The following is a 16,962-nucleotide window of genomic DNA, read 5'->3' on the forward strand; positions in this document are numbered from 1 at the left end:
GTGCGGGGTCCGCGCACGCTCCACCTGTGGTGAAGCGCTTCGCGAACGGCGTTCGATATACCGAACAAGAGGGTCGGTGGTGAGGTGGGGCGGTGCTCAGCCCGCGTACGGATCCGGGGTCGTCCCCGGCCGGGCCAGGAACTCGAAGTCGCAGCCGGTGTCGGCCTGCGAGATCTGCTCCATGTACAGCGCGCCGTAACCGCGCTCGTACCGGGCCGGCGGCGGGGTCCACTCCGCCCCGCGGCGCGCCAGCTCCTCGTCCGTGACGTGCAGGTGGAGGGAGCGGGCCGCGACGTCGAGGGTGATCGTATCGCCCGTGCGGACCAGGGCAAGAGGTCCGCCGACATGCGATTCGGGCGCCACGTGCAGCACGCACGCCCCGTAGCTCGTGCCGCTCATCCGGGCGTCCGAGATCCGGACCATGTCCCGCACCCCCTGCTCCAGGAGGTACTTGGGGATCGGCAGCATCCCGTACTCCGGCATGCCGGGACCGCCCTTGGGGCCCGCCCCGCGCAGCACGAGGACGTGGTCGGCGGTGATCCCGAGCGCCGGGTCGTCGATCGTCCGCTGCATCGTCCGGTAGTCGTCGAAGACGACCGCGGGACCGGTGTGCTGGAGGAACCTCTGCTCCATGGCGACGTGCTTGATGACGGCGCCGTCCGGACAGAGGTTGCCCCGCAGCACCGCCAGTCCGCCCTCGGCGGCCAGCGGCCGGTGCCGCTCCCGGATCACGTCGTCGTCGTGGACGAGCGCCCCGGCCAACTGCTCGCGCAGGGTGGCGTGGGCGACCGTCGGCCGGTCCAGGTGGAGCACGTCGGCGATCCGGGACAGGAAGCCCGGCATCCCGCCGGCGAAGTGGAAGTCCTCCATGAGGTACGCCCCGCCGGGCCGCAGGTTCGCGAGCACCGGCACCGTCCGCGCGATCCGGTCGAAGTCGTCGAGGGTCAGCCTCACCCCCGAGCGCCCCGCCATCGCGATCAGGTGGATCACCGCGTTGGTGGAGCCGCCGAGCGCCAGGACGGCGGCGACCGCGTCCTCGTACGCCTCCCGGGTCAGCAACCGCGACAGCCGCAGGTCCCGGCGGACCAGCTCCACGATCCGCAACCCGGACGCGGCCGCCATCCGGTCGTGCCCCGACTCCACCGCCGGCACCGAGGACGCGCCCGGCACGGTCACGCCCAGGGTCTCCGCCGCCGCCGTCAGCGTCGACGCCGTGCCCATCGTCATGCAGTGGCCGGGGGAGCGGGCGAGCCCGTTCTCCAGCTCGGCCATCTCGCAGTCGCCGATGGTGCCGGCCCGCCGCTCGTCCCAGTACTTCCACATGTCGGTGCCGGAGCCGAGGGTCTCCCCGCGCCAGTGCCCCGGCAGCATCGGACCGGCCGGCACGAAGACCGTCGGCAGGTCCACCGAGGCCGCCCCCATCAGCAGCGCGGGCGTCGTCTTGTCGCAGCCGCCCATCAGCACCGCCCCGTCCACCGGGTACGAGCGCAGCAGCTCCTCCGTCTCCATCGCGAGGAGGTTGCGGTAGAGCATGGGCGTCGGCTTCTGGAAGGTCTCCGACAGCGTGGACACCGGGAATTCGAGCGGGAAGCCGCCCGCCTGCCACACGCCCCGCTTCACGGCCTGCGCGCGGTCGCGCAGGTGGACGTGGCAGGGGTTGATGTCCGACCAGGTGTTGAGGATGGCGATCACCGGCTTGCCGAGGTGCTCCTCCGGCAGATAGCCGAGCTGCCGCGTCCGCGCCCGGTGGCTGAATGACCGCAGCCCGTCGGTGCCGTACCACTGGTGGCTGCGCAGCTCGTGCGGCTGCTTCTCCGGGCGGCCGTCCGGCTCCCCGGTCCCCGCCCCGCGGTCCTCGCTCATATCGGCCACCCGCCGGCGATCGCCGCGACCTCGGCCCGCGCGTCCTCGGGGAGTTCGCGGCTGGGCGGCCGGATGTCCCGGCGGCACAGCCCGAGCGAGGCCAGCGCCTCCTTCACCACGGTCACGTTGTCGGCGCTGCCGTTGGCGGCGCGCAGCTCCTCGAAGCGGCGGATCCGCTCCCACACCTTCATCGCCGCGCCGTAGTCGCCGGCCCGCAGCGCCCCCAGCATCTCCAGGGAGAGCGCGGGCGCCACGTTGACGAGGCCGGAGGTGAAGCCGGTGGCGCCGGCCGAGAAGTAGGAGGGGGCGTACGGCTCCGCGAGCCCGGCCACCCACACGAACCGGTCGAGGCCCGCGTCCCGGGCGAAGCCCGCGAACCGAGCCGCGTCCGGCACCGCGTACTTGACGCCCACCACGTTCGGGCAGTCCTCGCCTAGCTCGGCGAGCCGCTCCCCGCTCAGCAGCGGGTTGCGGATGTAGGGGACGACGCCGAGCTCCGGCACCGCCTCGGCGATGGCCCGGTGGTAGTCGACCCAGCCGCTCTCGGCGACGTACGGGTGCACCGGCTGGTGGACCATCACCATGTGCGCCCCGGCGTCCCGGGCGTGCCGGGCCGCGCCGACGGCGGTCGGCAGGTCGTGCCCGACGCCGACCAGGATCGTCGCGCGCCCGGCGGCCTCCGCGACCGTCGCCTCGGTGAGCGAGCGGCGCTCCTCGGGGGTCAGGGCGTAGAACTCGCCGGTGTTGCCGTTGGGGGTGAGGGTCCGCACCCCGCCGTCGAGCAGCCGGCGCAGCAGCGCCCGGTGGGCGGCGGAGTCCACCCGGCCGTCCTCGGCGAACGGCGTGACCGGGATGGCTACGACGTCGGCGAGGGCGGCCCGAAGGGTCTGATGAGTCATCGTCACTCACTGTTCAGGGGTTCAGAGGTACGGGGGTTCGCGGGGAAGGCCCGGTCCACGAACGAGGCGATGTGGGCGTGCACCGCGCGGCGCGCCCCGTCGGCGTCGCCGGCGGCGGCGAGCCGCAGGATCTCGTCGTGCTCGGCGGCCTCCCGCTCCCAGGAGGGGACGGCGGCCCAGGCGACCGTGGAGACCAGCGCCGCCTGGTCGCGCACCTCGTCGAGCATCCGCCCGAGCAGCGGGTTGCCGCACGGGAGGTAGAGCGCGCGGTGGAACGCCCGGTTGGCGAGGGACCGTTGAGCGGGGTCCTCGGCCTCGGCGGCCAGGGCGAGCGCCTCGTGCGCCGCGTCGAGGGAGGCCCCGGAGGCGACCGTCCGGCGGACGGCCTCGGGCTCCAGGAGCAGCCTGACGTCGTACACGGCCCTGGCCATGTCCGCGTCCACCATCCGTACGGTGACGCCCTTGTACTGGTTCATCACCACGAGGCCGCTGCCCGCGAGGGTCTTCAGCGCTTCGCGCACCGGCGTCTTGGACACCCCGAAGCGGGCCGCGAGTTCGGCCTCCACGAGGGCCTGCCCGGGTCTGAGGCCCCCGGTGAGGATGTCGTGCTTGATCGCCTCCAGGACGTACTGGGTCCGGGAGGGGATGGGGCTGGGGGCATAGGGCATGGAGCACTCTCAGATCTCGTGTACGACGTCTCGTGTATCGCGTCTCATATATGACGTACGAAGTGCAACGGCCATGAAGCTAAGGGGACGCCGATGTTTCGTCAATGCTTCGCGCAGGGTTGATAGAAAGCGGTTTCCCCGCGGCCGACACCCTCCACCGCCACTCCTCGTCGCCCCCGGTGCCTCCGTCGGCACCGCGATCACGGTCACCGTCCCTGACCACCGGGGCGCCCCGGCCGCGATGTACACGGAGACGGGACCGGAAACGACGGCCACCGGCACGGACCTGCTGTACCGCCCGCGCGTGCTGACGGGGGAGGACCTGGACATCTGAGGCGCTCTCGACAGCGAACTCTGGCTTGAGCAGGACGAGTTCATACGCACGGGCGACCACGACCGCACCGGCTATCATCCCGCCATGGATCAGGGCGACCCCGGTGACTCAGGCGACCAGACGGCCTTCTTCGCGGCGTACGACGCCCTGTTGCGGCGCTGGCCCGCGGACGTCACCGCCGTCGACGTGGAGTCGCCGTACGGCAGGACGCGGGTCCACGTCTGCGGGCCGGAGTCAGGCGCCCCGCTCGTGCTGCTGCCCGGCGGCGGAACCACGTCCATGGCGTGGTTCGGAAACATCGAGGCCCTCGGCCGCGACCACCGGGTGTACGCGGTCGACCTCATGGGCGACTTCGGCCGCAGCGTCAACGACGGGGCGCCGCTGCGCGGCCCGGAGGACCTGACGGCCTGGCTGGACGCCGTTCTGGACGGCCTCGGCCTGGAGCAGGTGCGGCTGTGCGGCCACTCCTACGGCGCCGCCATCGCCCTGCGCCACGCGCTGCGCCACCCCCACCGCGTCAGCAGGCTGGCCCTCCTCGACCCCACCAACTGCTTCGCCGGGATGGACCCCCGCTATCTGCTGCGCGCCCTTCCCACGCTCCTGCGTCCCACCGTCGCGCGACAGCGGGCCTTCCTGCTGTGGGAGACAGGCCGGCCCCCCGAGGACCCCGCCTGGCAGGCCTTCCTCGACGCCACCACGACGGCGGTGCGCTCCAAGGTCGTCGCCCTGCGCCGTCCCCGGCCCGAGGAGCTCAGGGCCTGCGCCGTTCCGACCCTGGTCGTCCTGGCCGGACGCAGCCGGACCCACGACGCACGGCGCGTCGCGGCCAAGGCCCGTGACCTCCTGCCCGCGGCCGAGGTCGCCGTCCTGCCGGACGCCGGCCACCACACGCTCCCCACGGAGCGGCCCGCCGAACTCAACCGGCTGCTGGTGCGGTTCCTGACCTGAGAAGAGCGCCCGGCACGCCACGACGCCCGCCCGGAGGCCCGGGCGGACGTCTGCGTGCGGTGGCGCGGATCAGCAGTTCTTGATCTTCCAGATCGGGTCCCAGCTCCACCAGGAGGGAGCGATGTCGGGCGCGGTCGAGCTGTGGGCGACGGCCCCGGAGGAGTTGTAGAACCGGGCGACCGTCCCATTGGTCTGGGAGTTCTTGAAGCCGCCGCCGTCCCCGCCGCCGCCCCAGTAGGACAGCGAGTAGGTGTTGCAGTAGTACAGGTCGAAGACCTTGTACGAGCCCTGGGTGGGATCCCACACGCGGGCGCACAGGCGCCCGCTCGGGCAGGTGTAGGTGCCGTCGCTGACGTAGCGGACGCGCTCGGCGGCCGGCGAGATCGTCGGCGCCGACGCCATCACGCGCGCCCCGGCCGGGGCGTCGGCCGGAACGACGGTGACGGCCGGCGCGCGGTCGCCCGCCGGCCCATCGGCGGGAGCGGCGGCCTGGGCCGGCGAGGTGGCCAGAAGGCCGGCGACGACCAGCCCCATCCCTGCGATGAGCGCCGCGGCCTTTCGACGTAGCTGCATGCGTGGTCCTCCGTGTCATTGTCGGAACAAGATGCGTACGCGGTTCAGTATGTGGCGAAGCCGCCCGATCACAGGGCAAGTCGGGAGTTATGGCGAGAAGGCGCCAGCCGGCCTCGTCGGTCGGGTCTTTCCGGCGCTGCCTCGGATGACCACCCGGTCCCCGGCCCGGCTTTCGGAGGCTGGTCGGCGCGAGCGGCGGCGACGATGTCGCTCCGGCTTCGACCGCCGCCCGTCCCGAACGGCGCCCGGCGCCCGACCGGCCCCGCTCAGCGGCCGCCCTCCGCTGTGACCAGCGCGATGTACTCCACGCACACGGCGAACGTCCTGTGCCCCGAGGCCGCCGCGTGCGCCTCGCACCCCGTGGCCGTGCTCGCCGGCACGGGCTCGGACTCCCACGCGCACCCGCCGTCCATGCAGCACGCCGTCACCGTCACCTCGGACTCCGGCCCGGGGTGCGGCCGCAGCCGGTGCAGCGGCAGGCTCGTCACGGCCGTCCGTCCGGCAGCCTCAACTTCGGTGTGCCGTGCGGATGGTTGCGGATCTCGACCCGGCAGTCGGCCGCCGCGGAGTGGTCCTCCCGGTGGCGGTGGTGCCGCTCCCAGTCGGCGGCCAGGGCGCACGGAGCACAGCCCGGTGCGGGAACGGCGGGAGGTACGGGCTCCACGGAGAGCACGACCGGCGGCTCCTGCCACGTCTGCGGGACGGGTGGCGGCGCCATGGCCGTGACGGGGCGGGTGAGGATCCGGATCAGCGCGCGCTCCCGCTCGTCCGGCCGCCGCAGGTCCGCCGGCGCGGCCGTCCACACGGTGCCGCCGCCGGGCGGCTGGAGGTGGAGGAGGGAGCCGTCCCAGGCGGTGACTCTGCCGAGCCGAGGGGTCCCCTCGGTGGTGTCTTCCGCCATGTAGGTGCCGAGGTCGGGGAGGGGGGTCGGGGGGTCGTCTGCGGGCATGGGCACGCTCCTCTCTGTAGCGGTTTCACTACCGGGAGCCATCAGCGTGGCCTAGAGTCAAAGCTCCTTCAACGTACGAGATTTGGAGGGAGAGTCGTGGTCAACCGCAAGGACCTCGACCCGGACGATGGGCTCATGGCCGCGTATGGGGCGCGAGTGCGCAGGTTGCGCGAAGATCGGGGCTGGACACAAGAGGAACTGGCCACTCGGACCCGGTACTCCAGCAAGCACATTTCGGCCGTCGAAACCGGGAGCAGACGCTCAACTCTCAAGTTTTCGGGAGCCCTGGATGTGGCGTTCGGGCTGGTAGGTACGGACCAGTCGTTCAACCGGGAGTGCCAGAAGCTGAGGAACGGGCTTCTCCTGGAAGGTTTCCCGGAGTACGTCGTCCAGGAGCGCAAGGCCGTCGAGATCCGCCTGTTCATGATCGGAATCGTCCCCGGGCTCCTTCAGACGCCCGAGTACGCTCGGACGGTGGCGAGGAGCTTCGTCTCGCGCGGAGCGGCGACGGCGGACCAGGCAGCCGAGCGGGTCGCATACCTGCTGAAGCGCCAGCAGCTCTTGGAGCAAGAGAACCCTCCCATGCTCTTCGTCGTGATGGACGAGAGCTGTCTGCGCCGTCCTGTCGGTGGCCCCGACGTCATGGCCGCCCAGCTCGACCGACTGATCGAGTTTGCGGAGCGGCCGAATACGGTCGTCCAAGTGGCGCCGTTCGCCATAGGAGAGCGGCGACCGCTCGACCTTCCCCTCTATCTGCTGACCCTGCCGGACAGATCCGTGATCTCGTACGCCGAATCGCAGTCCAGGGGCCATTTGGAGCGGGAAAACGGAGCCGTATCGTCCATGCTCACGGCCTATCATCAGCTCGCGGCTGAATCGCTGTCGCAGGCGGACACCGTGACCATGATGAAGGACGTACGAAAGGGCCTGCTGTGACCAACGAGTACCCCCTCTGGTTCAAGTCGTCCTACAGCGGCAACGGCGGCGCCGACTGCGTCGAGGTCGCCCACAACCTCGTCCCCGCGCACGGCGTCGTCCCCGTCCGTGACTCCAAGGTGCCCGCCGGCCCGAGCCTCATCCTCTCCGCCTCCGCCTTCACCGCCTTCCTCGCCTCCGTCAAGCGGTGATACGCGACAGCGCGCGGCGCGTCCGCGACGTGCGGGAGCGGCTGACCCGCGAGAAGGACGTGTGGGTCGCCTCCGCAGGGGACGGCGGCGTGCCGTATCTCGTGCCGTTGTCGTTCTTCTGGGACGGGCGTGACGTGTGGCTCGTGACCCGGCTGTCCAACCCGACCGGGCGGAACCTCGTCGCCCGCCCCCGTACCCGCCTCGCCCTCGGGGACACCAGGGACGTCGTTCTCCTCGACGGCGAGGTCACGGCGTACCCGCATGACGAGGTTCCGGCGGAGGCCGCCGAGGGCTTCCGTGCCAAGACCGGCTGGCACGCGCGCGAGGCCGGGCCCGCGTACCGGTGGTTCCGGGTGCGGCCGGTGGAGGTGCAGGCGTGGCACGAGGAGCCGGAGCTCGCGGGGCGGCAGCTGATGAAGGACGGGGAATGGGCCGTGGAGTGAGGTCCCGACAGGCCTGGTAGAACAGGCGTATGAGCTACAGGTTCGTGGCGACCATCGCCTACGGATGGCACGAGGAGATTCCGCCGGGCGCGTACGTCCCGGCGGCCGGTGTCATCGAGTCGGAGGACGAGGAGAGCTTCGCGCTCGAATTCCAGGGCGGCATCGAGGAGCCGGACGAGCAGGACGTTCGGCTCGGGATGGACTCCTACTGCGTCGTCACCCCCGACCAGAACACGGCGTACGGATGCCTGCGCGCGGTCGAGCTGGAGGGCGACCTGCTGCGGGTCACGTTCGACCCCGCGCGGCTGGACGACCTGGGCCTGGAGGATCCCGTGGTCGAGGTGGTCCTGGACGCGCCGGCCGAGGACGTGGTGCGCATGCGGGAGGCCCTCCAGCGCATCCTTGCTTATGGCCGTCCGGACGCGCTGCCCGTCGTGACGTGGTGACGCGGCCCCGGTCACGATCGGGGAAACGGCCATGACCGCCGCGCACCCGTGGTGCACGCTGCGATCATGGCGAGACGACCACAGGTCCGGACGGGTACGCCGGGCGGCTGCCTGTTCAACGGCTGCCTGACCGTTCTGGTGTTGCTGCTCACGGCTGCCTTCGGCGGCCTGGTCTGGCTGGAGACGCAGCCGGCGCGTGCCGAGGACCGGGCGCGTCAGGACCTGCGGGCGAACGTCGCGACGCACCGCGAGCGGTTGGGCGAGGCGGCGGCCAACGGCAGCCTTCCCGACGGGGAGATCGCCGAGGTCTTCCGCCCCGCGAAGCCCGCGGGGGGCTTCGTCGGCGCCACGCGCCAGGGCGGGGTGGTCACCGTGGTCGCGGAACTGGTCGGTCAGGGCCAGGCGGCCGGCATCCCTTTCCCGACGAGTCGGTGGGTGACCGGCTGTTACGCGTTCGAGGTGCCGCCGCCGGACTCGGGGCACTCGCGGCCCTCCCTCCGGGACCTCCCGCCCGAGGCGTGTGGGGCGCGGGCGACCACGCCCCCCGCACCCGGCCGCCCGGACCAGGCCGGCGCGGGCGGGAAGCCCTTCGCGAAGGTCCTCACCCGCGGCGCGGGCGACACGCCGCCCGGCCGCTCCGCGCACCTCTCGGGAATGCTCGTGGTCACCGACGACCGCTGCGTCGCGGTGAGGACCCACGCGGGCGCCGTGCCGACGGCCGTCGCCTGGGGCCATGGCTGGTCGGTCCGGGAGGAGGACGGCGAGGCCGCCGTGTACGGCCCGAAGGGCGGGCTCTACGTCCGGGAGGGCGACCGGGTCGGGCTGGACGGCGCGGCCTCCGAGCGGTTCGCCGGCAGGCCGTGCGCCGACGGCACGGTCTTCGAAGCCCACGACGAACAGGCCGGCTCCTAGGGCCTGTCGTCAAACTCCCGCCTGCCCCACGACGCCCTGCACGCACTCTCGCCGCACCGGGCACAAGGCCAAGTACGTCCCGTACGAGGCCTCGCGCCCGGCACGCCGAGAGCACGCACCTGACGCCGCGGGGCCGCCCTCCGGGCGACGGCGGGATTTGACGACAGTCCCTAGGCCCGGAAACCGGGTGCGGGGAGCGGGGCCGAGAGGTACCGTGCCCACCATGTCCAGCCCCGAGGCGTCCAGAGCGGGGGGCTTTCGGTCACGCCGTCAGCCCCTGAGCCTCCGTACTCCCTGAGCCGCACCCGGCCACCGACCACCGCAGCGCCCCGCGCCGTGCGGCCGTTCCGGTGTGCCCGTGCGCTCCCGAGGGGTCGGTGAGGTGGGGCCGCGGTGGTGACGCGACGACGTCCTTCGTCCCTCCCGCCTCACCCTCGGAGCCTTCCGTGTCCCTCCCGCCTCCCGCGCGCGCTCTGCCGCGCCCGCCGTCCCTGCCCTTCGCCCTCTTCCCCCTCGCCCTCGCCGTCTTCGCGATGGGCACCTCGGAGTTCATGCTCGCCGGTCTGCTGCCGGACCTCGCCCGCGACCTCGGGGTGAGCGTCGGTGCCGCCGGTGCGCTCACCTCCGCCTTCGCCGTCGGCATGGTGGTCGGCGCGCCCCTCATGGCCGTGCTGACCCGAGGGCGGTCCGCGCGCGGCGGGCTGCTCCTGTTCGTCCTCGTCTTCCTCGCCGCGCACCTCGTCGGGGCGGTGACGGACGGCTTCGCCGTCCTGCTGCTCAGCCGGGTCGCCGCCGCCCTCGCCAACGCCGGGTTCCTCGCGCTCGCGCTCACCACCGCCACCGCCATGGTCCCGGCGGACCGCAAGGCGCGGGCGCTCGCGGTGCTGCTGGGCGGCACGACCGTCGCGACCGTCGTCGGGGTGCCCGGGGGCGCGCTGCTCGGAGCCGTCGCCGGATGGCGGGCCGCGTTCTGGGCGGTCGCCGCGCTGTGTGTGCCCGCGGCCTTCGGGATCCTGTGGGGCGTGCCCGGCGTCCGGGGCGAACGCCTCTCCCTGCGAGCCGAGTTCGGGGTGCTGCGGTCGCCCCGGCTGCTCCGTGTCCTGGTGCCGGCCGCGCTGGTGAACGCCGCCACCTTCGGCGCGTTCACCTTCCTCGCGCCGGTGGTGACCGGCCCGGCCGGGCTCGGCGCCGCCTGGGTGTCCGTCGCCCTGGTGCTGTTCGGCGCGGGTTCCTTCGCCGGGGTCACGGCGGCCGGGCGGCTGGCCGACCGTCACGCCGCCCGGGTCCTCGCCGTCGGCGGGCCGCTGCTCCTCGCCGGCTGGGTCGGCCTCGCCGCGCTCGCGGAGCGACCGGCCGCGCTGCTCGGGCTGCTCCTCGTCCAGGGCGCCCTGGCGTTCGCCCTCGGGGGCACGCTCATCGCCCGCATCCTGTACGAGGCCGCCGGCGCGCCCGCGCTCGCGGGGGCGTACGCGACGGCGGCGCTCAACGTGGGCGCGGTGGCCGGGCCGCTGCTCGCCGCGACCGTCCTGGAGCGGGCGACGGGACCGTTCCTGCTGAGCGCGGGGCTCGTCGCCGCCGCGCTGGCCGTCGTGGCCGTCAGCGGTAGTCGTCCGGATGGTCCTGCATCCAGGTGTTGATGAAGTCGCGGGTGCCGATGAGCTCCTTCTGGTGCTTCTTCAGGTTCGGGTAGGACGCGTCCCCGCCGAGGGTCTCGTTCAGCTCCGCCATCCGCGCGATCGGCTCCGGGAAGTGGCCGGGGCCCTTCGGATCGGCCTTCATCGCCATGTCGAGCTCCTGGAGCTCCTTGTGGACGCGGCCGAGGAAGTAGGAGCAGTCCGTCGCGCAGGAGTCGCCGAGCGTGGCCTGGAGGGTCGCGAAGGCGTCGCGGACCTTCTCGCCCGGGGCGGGGGCGGACGGGTCGTACGTGGTGGGCGCGGGGGGCGGCGTGGAGTCGTCGGGCAGGGCGTCGGCGCCGTCGGGCGCGGACGTCGTCCCGGCGGCCCCGGTCGCCTCCGGTGCCGCCGTGGTCGCGGTCGTCGCCCGGCCCCTCGCCGGGGCGTCCGGCTCCGGGGTGGTGCCGCAGGAGACGGCCAGGGCCGCCAGCGCGGCGGCCACCAGCGCGGCCCGCCGCAGGGGCTTCGTGCGGATCATGTGGGTTCCCTCCCCTGTGTCATGGACCGGGTGAGCCTAACCGGCCGTGACACGGGGGAGCCGCGCCCCGGTCCTCAGCCGGGGAAGGCGAGGTGGGCGAGCCGCAGCGGGCCGCGCAGTTCGACCCGCAGATCCGTCACGTCGCGGATGTGACAGGGGGCGCCGACGGTCGTGTACGCGTACCGGCCGCCGGTGCGCGGCAGCGTCACGCGGGCCAGTTCCCGGGAGCCCGCGGAGAGGACCAGTTCGCCCTCCCCGGCCGCCGTCACGGCCACCTCCGTGACCCCGTCGCCGAAGTCGCACGCCCGGTAGAGGAGCGTGCCCGGCACGGCCGGGTCCGCCGGGGCGACCGCGTCGCCGGAGACGCGGGTGCGGTCGACGATCGCCGTGCCGGTCTGCTCGTCGTAGTCGACGGCCTCCAGACCCGCCTCCGGAACCGGGCGCGGGCCCGGCGCCTCGCCGGCCAGTTCCACCAGGACGGTGCGGCGGGCGTCCGCCGACGACGGGCCGGCCAGGAACGCGTACGCCCCCGGCTCCACCGCCCACCGGCCGTGTGCCACGTCCCAGTACGCGAGCGCCGACAGCGGCACCGTGAAGGCGAGCGCGGCGGTGGCGCCGGGCGCCAGGTGGACGCGTTCGTGGGCGACGAGCGCGCGGTGCGGGCGGGGGACCGAGGGGGCGACGGGCCGCGCGTACACCTGGACCACCTCGTCCGAGGCGACGGCGCCCGTGTTCGTGACGGTGCAGGAGACCCGTACCCCGTCCGCGTCCACCGCCGCCGTCAGGTCCTCGTAGGCGAAGCTCGTGTACGTCAGCCCGTGGCCGAAGGGGAAGAGCGGCGTCCCGTCGAAGTACAGGTACGTCTGCCGGCCGCCGATGACGTCGTAGTCGAGCAGGTCCGGCAGGTCGGCGTCGGAGGCGTACCAGGTCTGGGGCAGCCGTCCGGCGGGGGAGACGTCCCCGGCGAGGACCCGCGCGAGCGCCGTGCCCGCGGCCTGGCCGCCGTGCGCGGTCCACAGGAGCGCCGGGAGCGCGGCGGCCGCGTCGGGGACCGCGTACGGGTAGGAGGAGACGAGGACGAGCGCGGTGCGCGGGTTGGCCGCGTGCGCGGCCCGCCACAGGCGGTCCTGGTGGGGCGGGAGCGCGAGGGTCGTGCGGTCCTCGGTCTCCCGGCCGTTGATGTGCGGGTCGTTCCCGGCGACGACGACCACCGCGTCCGACCCGGCGGCCACCCGCGCCACCGCGTCCTCGCCCCGCTCGACCGTCTCCACCGCGAAGACGTCGGCCGTCTCCCGATCGGCGGCAACCTTCGCGCCGTCGGCGGCGACAGAGACGTAGCCCCCCGTCCCGAGGTGCCGAAGGAGGTGACCGTCCCCGTGGGTCTCGAAGCGGAACGTCTCCTGGACGACCCAGCCGCCCGGCTCGTCCGCGGAGGCGCGCACCAGGCCGTCCTCGGCCACCGACAGGTACCGGCCGTCGGGGGCGCGCAGCGTCAGCACCCCGCCGCCCCAGTCCATCAGGTCGAGGACCGAACCCTCGGTGTCCGCGGTCAGCGGTGGCAGGTCGGTGCGGCCGGCGAGCAGGGCCGGGTCGAGCGCGATCTGCGCGTCGCGTGCGGACCCGCCGTCCGCCGGCTCGGGCACGCGCAGCGCGCGCCCGTCGGCGGTGCGCAGCCGGATCCGGTCCACGCCCTCCGCGAAGTCCACCCGGTCCGCGCCGAACCGCTCCCGCACGCCGTCGAGCGGGGAGGAGCGGTGGAGCAGCGCGCCGCTGTACCAGTCGAGCTTGACGGCGTCGGCCAGCAGCCCGACGACCGCGATCCGCCCGCCCTCCCGCAGCGGCAGCAGGGGCGCGTCGCCGACGGGTTCGTTGCGCAGCAGGACGAGCGCCGCCTCCGCCGCCTCGCGCGCCAGCTCCCGGTGGTCGGCCGTGTCGTACGCCGACTCCCGGGCATACGGGTCGTGTTCGGGGTCGAACTCGCCGAGCAGCATCCGCACGGTGAGCTGCCGGCGGACCGCGCGGTCCACGTCCTCCTGGCCGATCAGTCCCCGCTCCAGGGCCCGTTGCAGCCGCCCCAGGACGATCGTGCTGTCCGTGCCGTGGTCGGTGAAGGAGTCGACGCCCGCCCGCAGGGCCGCCGCGACGGCCTCCTCGTGGGTGTCGAAGTAGGCCTGGGAGTCGCCGAGGTTGCTGGGCGCGCCCGCGTCGGAGCAGACGAGCAGTTCCTGCTCGGTCCAGGTCCGCAGCTCCGATTCCAGGTACGGGGACAGGTGGTTGGGGCGGCCGTTGACCAGGTTGTACGCGGGCATGACGCCGGCCACCGCGCCCGCCTCGACGGCGCCCCGGAAGGCCCGGAGGTCGTATTCGTGGAGCACGCGCGGGCGGACGGAGGCCGAGGAGGTGTCGCGGGCCGTCTCGTTGTTGTGCGCGAGCCAGTGCTTGAGGACCGGCGCCGTGCGCCAGTACGCGGGGTGGTCGCCGCGCAGGCCGCGCGTGAAGGCGACGGCGAGGGCGGAGGTGAGCACCGGGTCCTCCGCGTAGCCCTCCTCGCCGCGCCCCCACAGCGGGTTGCGCAGCAGGTTCACGGTGGGTGCCCATACGTTGAGGCCGACCCGGTCGTCCTTGGCGCGCATCACCCGCGCCTCGCGGGAGACGGCCTCGCCGACCCGGCGCACCAGCTCCGGGTGCCAGCTCGCGCCGAGGCCCACGGCCTGTGGGAAGACGGTGGCCGGGCCCATCCAGGCGACGCCGTGCAGCGCCTCCTGTCCGGTGCGGAAGGCGGCGAGTCCGAGGCGGTCGACGCCGGGCGCGAACTGGTGCAGGAGGGCGAGGCGTTCGGCGGGGGTGAGGCGGCCGACGAGGTCGGCGACGCGCGTGTCGACGGGGAGGGAGGGGTCACGGAAGGGCGGCCGGTCTGCGGTCACGTACGAGTCCCTTGGACGGCGGCCACCGTCCGGCGGCCGGAGATTTCGAAGCGCTTCGATGCTTCAGTCCCGCCGGGTGGGTGTCAAGACGTAGGGCCCCTTCACCTTCCCTCCCGGTCGCCGGGGTTGAGCGCAAGCGACCCACGGGAGCGCCGACGCGAGAATCGGCTGAACGGCCCTTGCCGCGCCCCTGGTCGTGATTTGACCTCGCAGCGACGTCGAAGCGCTTCGACTACCATGTCCCGGCGCCGCCGCTTCGGACCCCCCGACGGCGTCGAGGCCGTCCGCCGCGGCGGCCTCCTCTGCCCGCTCCACCACGGCCGCGAGCCCGGCACCGTCACCGTCCCCGGCCGCCACCGCGACCTGCTCACCGGCACCACCCCCGACTCCGCCCTCACCCCCGACCGCTTCGGCGCCGCCGTCCTGGAGGAGCAGCCATGACCGGAGGAGCACTCCCGACCGGACCCGTCCACGGCACCTGGGAACCCGCCCCCGCCGCCCGCTGGGAGGACGCCTTCCTCACCGGGAACGGCCGGCACGGGGCCCTGGTGTACGGCGACCCCGCCGACGACCGGGTGATCGTCACCCACCACACCCTCGTACGCCCCCACCACCGGCCCGGCGACACCGACCCGCCCCGCCTCGCCGACCGGCTCCCCGCCCTCCAGGACGCCCTCCTCGCCGGCGACCACACCGCCGCCGACGCCTTCACCGACGGCCGCCCGCTCCGCTGGATCCAACCCTTCCACCCGGGCTTCCTCACCCGCCTGCGGGCCGAGCCCCCCGGAGACCGCACCGGCACGCGGCGCGCGATCGACTTCACCACCGGCGTCGCCACCGCCACCGCCGGGACCCGCGTCAGCCGGGTGTTCGCCTCCCGCGCCGACGACGTCCTCGTCCAGTACGTGACGGAACCCGGCCCCCGCGTCGCCGCCGAACTCGACCACCGCCTCGACGGCGTCCCGCCCGGCCTCGCCACCGGCCGAGGCGCCGCCACCTCCCACGGCGAGACCCTCCTCACCCTCCACGCCCGCTACCCCGACTCCCCCCTCGGCTACACCGGCCTCACCCTCGTCCTCGCCGACACCGGCCGCACCACCCTCACCGACCGCGGCATCCGCGTCGACGGCGCCGGGGAGCTCCTGCTGCTCACCCGGGTCCACCGCCACGCCCTCCCGCACGACCCCGTCGACGAGACCGCCGCCCTGCGCGCCCTCACCGGGGAGGACGGACCCGCCGCCGCGTACGCCCGCCTCCTCGACCGGCACACCGCGCTCCACGGCGCCGCCTACCGCCGGGTCGCCCTCGACCTCGACGCCCACCCCGACGAACGGGCCCTGCCCGGCTCGGAGCTGCTCGCCAGGCCCGCCGGTCCCGCGCTCCTCGAACGGCTCTTCGCCGCCGGCCGCCACCACCTGCTCTCCTCCTCCGGCCTCTACCCGCCCCGGCTCTGCGGACTGTGGACCGGGGACTGGGACACCGCCTGGTCCGGCGGGTTCACCACCGACGCCAACCTCCCCCTCCAGACCGCCTCCGCCGTCGCCGCCGACCTGCCCGAGGTCCTCGACGCCCACCGCCGTCTCATCCGGGGCCAGCTCGCCGACTGGCGGGACAACGCCCGGGCCGTCTTCGGCGCCCGGGGCGTCGTGGCCCCCGCCCACACCGACGGCGAGAGCGGCCACGCGTACCACTTCGACCGCGCGTACCCCCTCCACCTGCGGACCGCCGCCGCCGACTGGCTCCTCCTCCCGCTCCTCGAAGCGGACGAGGCCGACGGCCGCCACGACCCCTGGCTCACCGGTCTCCTCCTCGAACTCGCCGACTTCTACGAGGACTTCCTCACCCGCACCGGCCCCGACGGGCAGCTCGCCGTCGTCCCCTCCTACTCCCCGGAGAACCGCCCGCGCGGCGGCGGCTGGGGCGCCGTCAACGCCACCATGGACCTCGCCGCCGCCCGCCACGCCCTCACCGCCGCCGCCGACCGCGCCCCCGGCGAACGCGCCGCCCGGCTGCGGGCCCTCGCCGAACGGATCCCGCCCTACCGCGTCAACGCCGACGGAGCCCTCGCCGAATGGGCCTGGCCCGGCCTCGAAGACCGCTACGACCACCGGCACCTCAGCCACCTCTACCCCGTCTGGCCGCTCGACGCCGTCACCCCGTACGACACCCCCGGCCTCGCCCGCGCCGCCGCCCGCGCCCTCGCCCTGCGCGGCAGCGAGAACGACTCCGCCCACGGCCACCTCCACCAAGGTCTCGTCGCCGCCCGGCTCGGCGACCCCGGCCGCACCGGCGACGCCCTCCGCCGGGTCCTCGACGGCGACTACTTCCACGCCTCCCTGATGAGCGCGCACTACCCGAAGCGGCACGTCTACAACGCCGACGCCGCCCACGCCCTGCCCGCGCTGCTCGTCGAGGCACTCGTCCGCTCCACCCCGGGGCGGCTCGTCCTGCTGCCCGCGCCGCCGCCCGGACTCTGCGCCCGCGGCCGGCTCACCGGGGTCCGCACCCGCTTCGGCGCCCGGATCGACCTGGCCTGGGCGCCGGGCAGGTACCGGGCCGTGCTCCGCCCCGCCCGCGACGCCTCGATCGAACTGTGCGCCCCCGACGGGAGGCGACGGCTCGCGCTGCGGGCGGGCGAGGAACACGTCCTCGTCAGTCCGTGAACCCGCGGACCGGCGGCGGCCCCGAACCCCGCACCGTGAGCACCGGGGCGAGGAACACCTGG

The 16,962-nt window shown here is 74.2% G+C and carries 17 protein-coding genes; 9 read left to right on the forward strand and 8 right to left on the reverse strand.

All coding sequences use genetic code 11. The features are described from left to right. Positions 1 to 96: 96 nt before the first annotated feature. From araD to ACFZCF_RS21865, 3 genes are read right to left on the reverse strand one after another with little or no spacing between them, the layout of a single operon-like run. Positions 97 to 1,863: an L-arabinonate dehydratase gene (gene araD / locus ACFZCF_RS21855; protein WP_391288108.1), complete on the reverse strand. Its 1,767-nt coding sequence runs from the start codon at positions 1,861 to 1,863 to the stop codon at positions 97 to 99. Then, positions 1,860 to 2,762, reverse strand: a complete 903-nt coding sequence (locus ACFZCF_RS21860) for a dihydrodipicolinate synthase family protein (RefSeq protein WP_391288110.1) — start codon at positions 2,760 to 2,762, stop codon at positions 1,860 to 1,862. Before ACFZCF_RS21860 ends, araD begins: the two co-directional genes overlap by 4 nt. 2 nt (positions 2,763 to 2,764) lie before the next feature. Next, on the reverse strand, positions 2,765 to 3,430 hold the full coding sequence (locus ACFZCF_RS21865; protein ID WP_391288112.1) for an FCD domain-containing protein: 666 nt from the start codon (positions 3,428 to 3,430) through the stop codon (positions 2,765 to 2,767). A gap of 418 nt (positions 3,431 to 3,848) precedes the next feature. Between ACFZCF_RS21865 and ACFZCF_RS21870 the strand changes: the two genes are divergently transcribed. Continuing rightward, a complete protein-coding gene (locus ACFZCF_RS21870; RefSeq protein WP_391288113.1) occupies positions 3,849 to 4,712 on the forward strand; it encodes an alpha/beta fold hydrolase in 864 nt (287 codons plus the stop codon). Between the two features lie 69 nt (positions 4,713 to 4,781). On the opposite strand, the gene ACFZCF_RS21875 is transcribed toward ACFZCF_RS21870, so the two are convergent. The 3 genes from ACFZCF_RS21875 to ACFZCF_RS21885 all read right to left on the reverse strand — a co-directional run bounded on the left by ACFZCF_RS21875 (position 4,782) and on the right by ACFZCF_RS21885 (position 6,234). After that, a complete protein-coding gene (locus ACFZCF_RS21875; protein ID WP_391288116.1) occupies positions 4,782 to 5,285 on the reverse strand; it encodes a hypothetical protein in 504 nt (167 codons plus the stop codon). Positions 5,286 to 5,551: 266 nt separating this feature from the next. Then, positions 5,552 to 5,773, reverse strand: coding sequence for a hypothetical protein (locus ACFZCF_RS21880; RefSeq protein WP_391288118.1), 222 nt, complete (start codon positions 5,771 to 5,773; stop codon positions 5,552 to 5,554). After that, positions 5,770 to 6,234, reverse strand: a complete 465-nt coding sequence (locus ACFZCF_RS21885) for a hypothetical protein (RefSeq protein WP_388446171.1) — start codon at positions 6,232 to 6,234, stop codon at positions 5,770 to 5,772. The genes ACFZCF_RS21880 and ACFZCF_RS21885 overlap by 4 nt, the downstream gene beginning before the upstream one ends. Positions 6,235 to 6,330: 96 nt before the next feature. Between ACFZCF_RS21885 and ACFZCF_RS21890 the strand changes: the two genes are divergently transcribed. From ACFZCF_RS21890 to ACFZCF_RS21915, 6 genes are all read left to right on the forward strand, one after another. Then, entirely contained in the window at positions 6,331 to 7,170 is an 840-nt protein-coding gene (locus ACFZCF_RS21890) for a Scr1 family TA system antitoxin-like transcriptional regulator (RefSeq protein ID WP_391288120.1), read from the forward strand. Next, positions 7,167 to 7,361 carry a DUF397 domain-containing protein gene (locus ACFZCF_RS21895; RefSeq protein WP_391288122.1) on the forward strand — a complete coding sequence of 65 codons (195 nt, stop codon included), beginning with the start codon at positions 7,167 to 7,169 and terminating at the stop codon, positions 7,359 to 7,361. The genes ACFZCF_RS21890 and ACFZCF_RS21895 overlap by 4 nt, the downstream gene beginning before the upstream one ends. Beyond that, positions 7,358 to 7,804: a pyridoxamine 5'-phosphate oxidase family protein gene (locus ACFZCF_RS21900; protein WP_388446177.1), complete on the forward strand. Its 447-nt coding sequence runs from the start codon at positions 7,358 to 7,360 to the stop codon at positions 7,802 to 7,804. Before ACFZCF_RS21895 ends, ACFZCF_RS21900 begins: the two co-directional genes overlap by 4 nt. A 29-nt stretch (positions 7,805 to 7,833) precedes the next feature. Beyond that, positions 7,834 to 8,250 (forward strand): Imm10 family immunity protein, encoded by a 417-nt coding sequence (locus ACFZCF_RS21905; protein ID WP_388446180.1) that lies wholly within the window; start codon positions 7,834 to 7,836, stop codon positions 8,248 to 8,250. Between the two features lie 66 nt (positions 8,251 to 8,316). Next, positions 8,317 to 9,162 carry a hypothetical protein gene (locus ACFZCF_RS21910; RefSeq protein WP_391288125.1) on the forward strand — a complete coding sequence of 282 codons (846 nt, stop codon included), beginning with the start codon at positions 8,317 to 8,319 and terminating at the stop codon, positions 9,160 to 9,162. 491 nt (positions 9,163 to 9,653) lie between these two features. Then, the gene (locus tag ACFZCF_RS21915; RefSeq protein WP_388446361.1) at positions 9,654 to 10,799 is read left to right on the forward strand and encodes a Cmx/CmrA family chloramphenicol efflux MFS transporter; all 1,146 of its coding nucleotides are present in this window, start codon (positions 9,654 to 9,656) and stop codon (positions 10,797 to 10,799) included. On the opposite strand, the gene ACFZCF_RS21920 is transcribed toward ACFZCF_RS21915, so the two are convergent. Then, positions 10,759 to 11,313, reverse strand: a complete 555-nt coding sequence (locus ACFZCF_RS21920; protein ID WP_391288127.1) for a hypothetical protein — start codon at positions 11,311 to 11,313, stop codon at positions 10,759 to 10,761. The two genes, ACFZCF_RS21915 and ACFZCF_RS21920, sit on opposite strands and share 41 nt — an antisense overlap. A 74-nt stretch (positions 11,314 to 11,387) precedes the next feature. Further along, the gene (locus tag ACFZCF_RS21925) at positions 11,388 to 14,237 is read right to left on the reverse strand and encodes a glycoside hydrolase family 3 C-terminal domain-containing protein (protein WP_391288128.1); all 2,850 of its coding nucleotides are present in this window, start codon (positions 14,235 to 14,237) and stop codon (positions 11,388 to 11,390) included. A gap of 237 nt (positions 14,238 to 14,474) precedes the next feature. Here ACFZCF_RS21925 and ACFZCF_RS21930 point away from each other — a divergent pair, with 237 nt between their 5' ends. Both ACFZCF_RS21930 and ACFZCF_RS21935 read left to right on the forward strand, forming a co-directional pair. Next, positions 14,475 to 14,678: a Beta-galactosidase C-terminal domain gene (locus ACFZCF_RS21930; RefSeq protein WP_391288130.1), complete on the forward strand. Its 204-nt coding sequence runs from the start codon at positions 14,475 to 14,477 to the stop codon at positions 14,676 to 14,678. Further along, entirely contained in the window at positions 14,675 to 16,900 is a 2,226-nt protein-coding gene (locus ACFZCF_RS21935; protein ID WP_391288133.1) for a glycoside hydrolase N-terminal domain-containing protein, read from the forward strand. Before ACFZCF_RS21930 ends, ACFZCF_RS21935 begins: the two co-directional genes overlap by 4 nt. Positions 16,901 to 16,962 lie beyond the last annotated feature (62 nt).

Source organism: Streptomyces sp. NPDC007945 (genome assembly GCF_042958885.1).
In the GTDB taxonomy this organism is placed as follows: Bacteria; Actinomycetota; Actinomycetes; order Streptomycetales; family Streptomycetaceae; genus Streptomyces.

Bases quoted from the DNA above. Each gene is read 5' to 3' on its own strand.
- ACFZCF_RS21860 (WP_391288110.1), bottom strand. From the start codon at position 2,762: ATGACTCATCAGACCCTTCGGGCCGCCCTCGCCGACGTCGTAGCCATC.
- ACFZCF_RS21920 (WP_391288127.1), bottom strand. From the start codon at position 11,313: ATGATCCGCACGAAGCCCCTGCGGCGGGCCGCGCTGGTGGCCGCCGCG.
- ACFZCF_RS21865 (WP_391288112.1), bottom strand. From the start codon at position 3,430: ATGCCCTATGCCCCCAGCCCCATCCCCTCCCGGACCCAGTACGTCCTG.
- araD (WP_391288108.1), bottom strand. From the start codon at position 1,863: ATGAGCGAGGACCGCGGGGCGGGGACCGGGGAGCCGGACGGCCGCCCG.
- ACFZCF_RS21870 (WP_391288113.1), top strand. From the start codon at position 3,849: ATGGATCAGGGCGACCCCGGTGACTCAGGCGACCAGACGGCCTTCTTC.
- ACFZCF_RS21930 (WP_391288130.1), top strand. From the start codon at position 14,475: ATGTCCCGGCGCCGCCGCTTCGGACCCCCCGACGGCGTCGAGGCCGTC.
- ACFZCF_RS21910 (WP_391288125.1), top strand. From the start codon at position 8,317: ATGGCGAGACGACCACAGGTCCGGACGGGTACGCCGGGCGGCTGCCTG.
- ACFZCF_RS21935 (WP_391288133.1), top strand. From the start codon at position 14,675: ATGACCGGAGGAGCACTCCCGACCGGACCCGTCCACGGCACCTGGGAA.
- ACFZCF_RS21905 (WP_388446180.1), top strand. From the start codon at position 7,834: ATGAGCTACAGGTTCGTGGCGACCATCGCCTACGGATGGCACGAGGAG.
- ACFZCF_RS21885 (WP_388446171.1), bottom strand. From the start codon at position 6,234: ATGCCCGCAGACGACCCCCCGACCCCCCTCCCCGACCTCGGCACCTAC.
- ACFZCF_RS21875 (WP_391288116.1), bottom strand. From the start codon at position 5,285: ATGCAGCTACGTCGAAAGGCCGCGGCGCTCATCGCAGGGATGGGGCTG.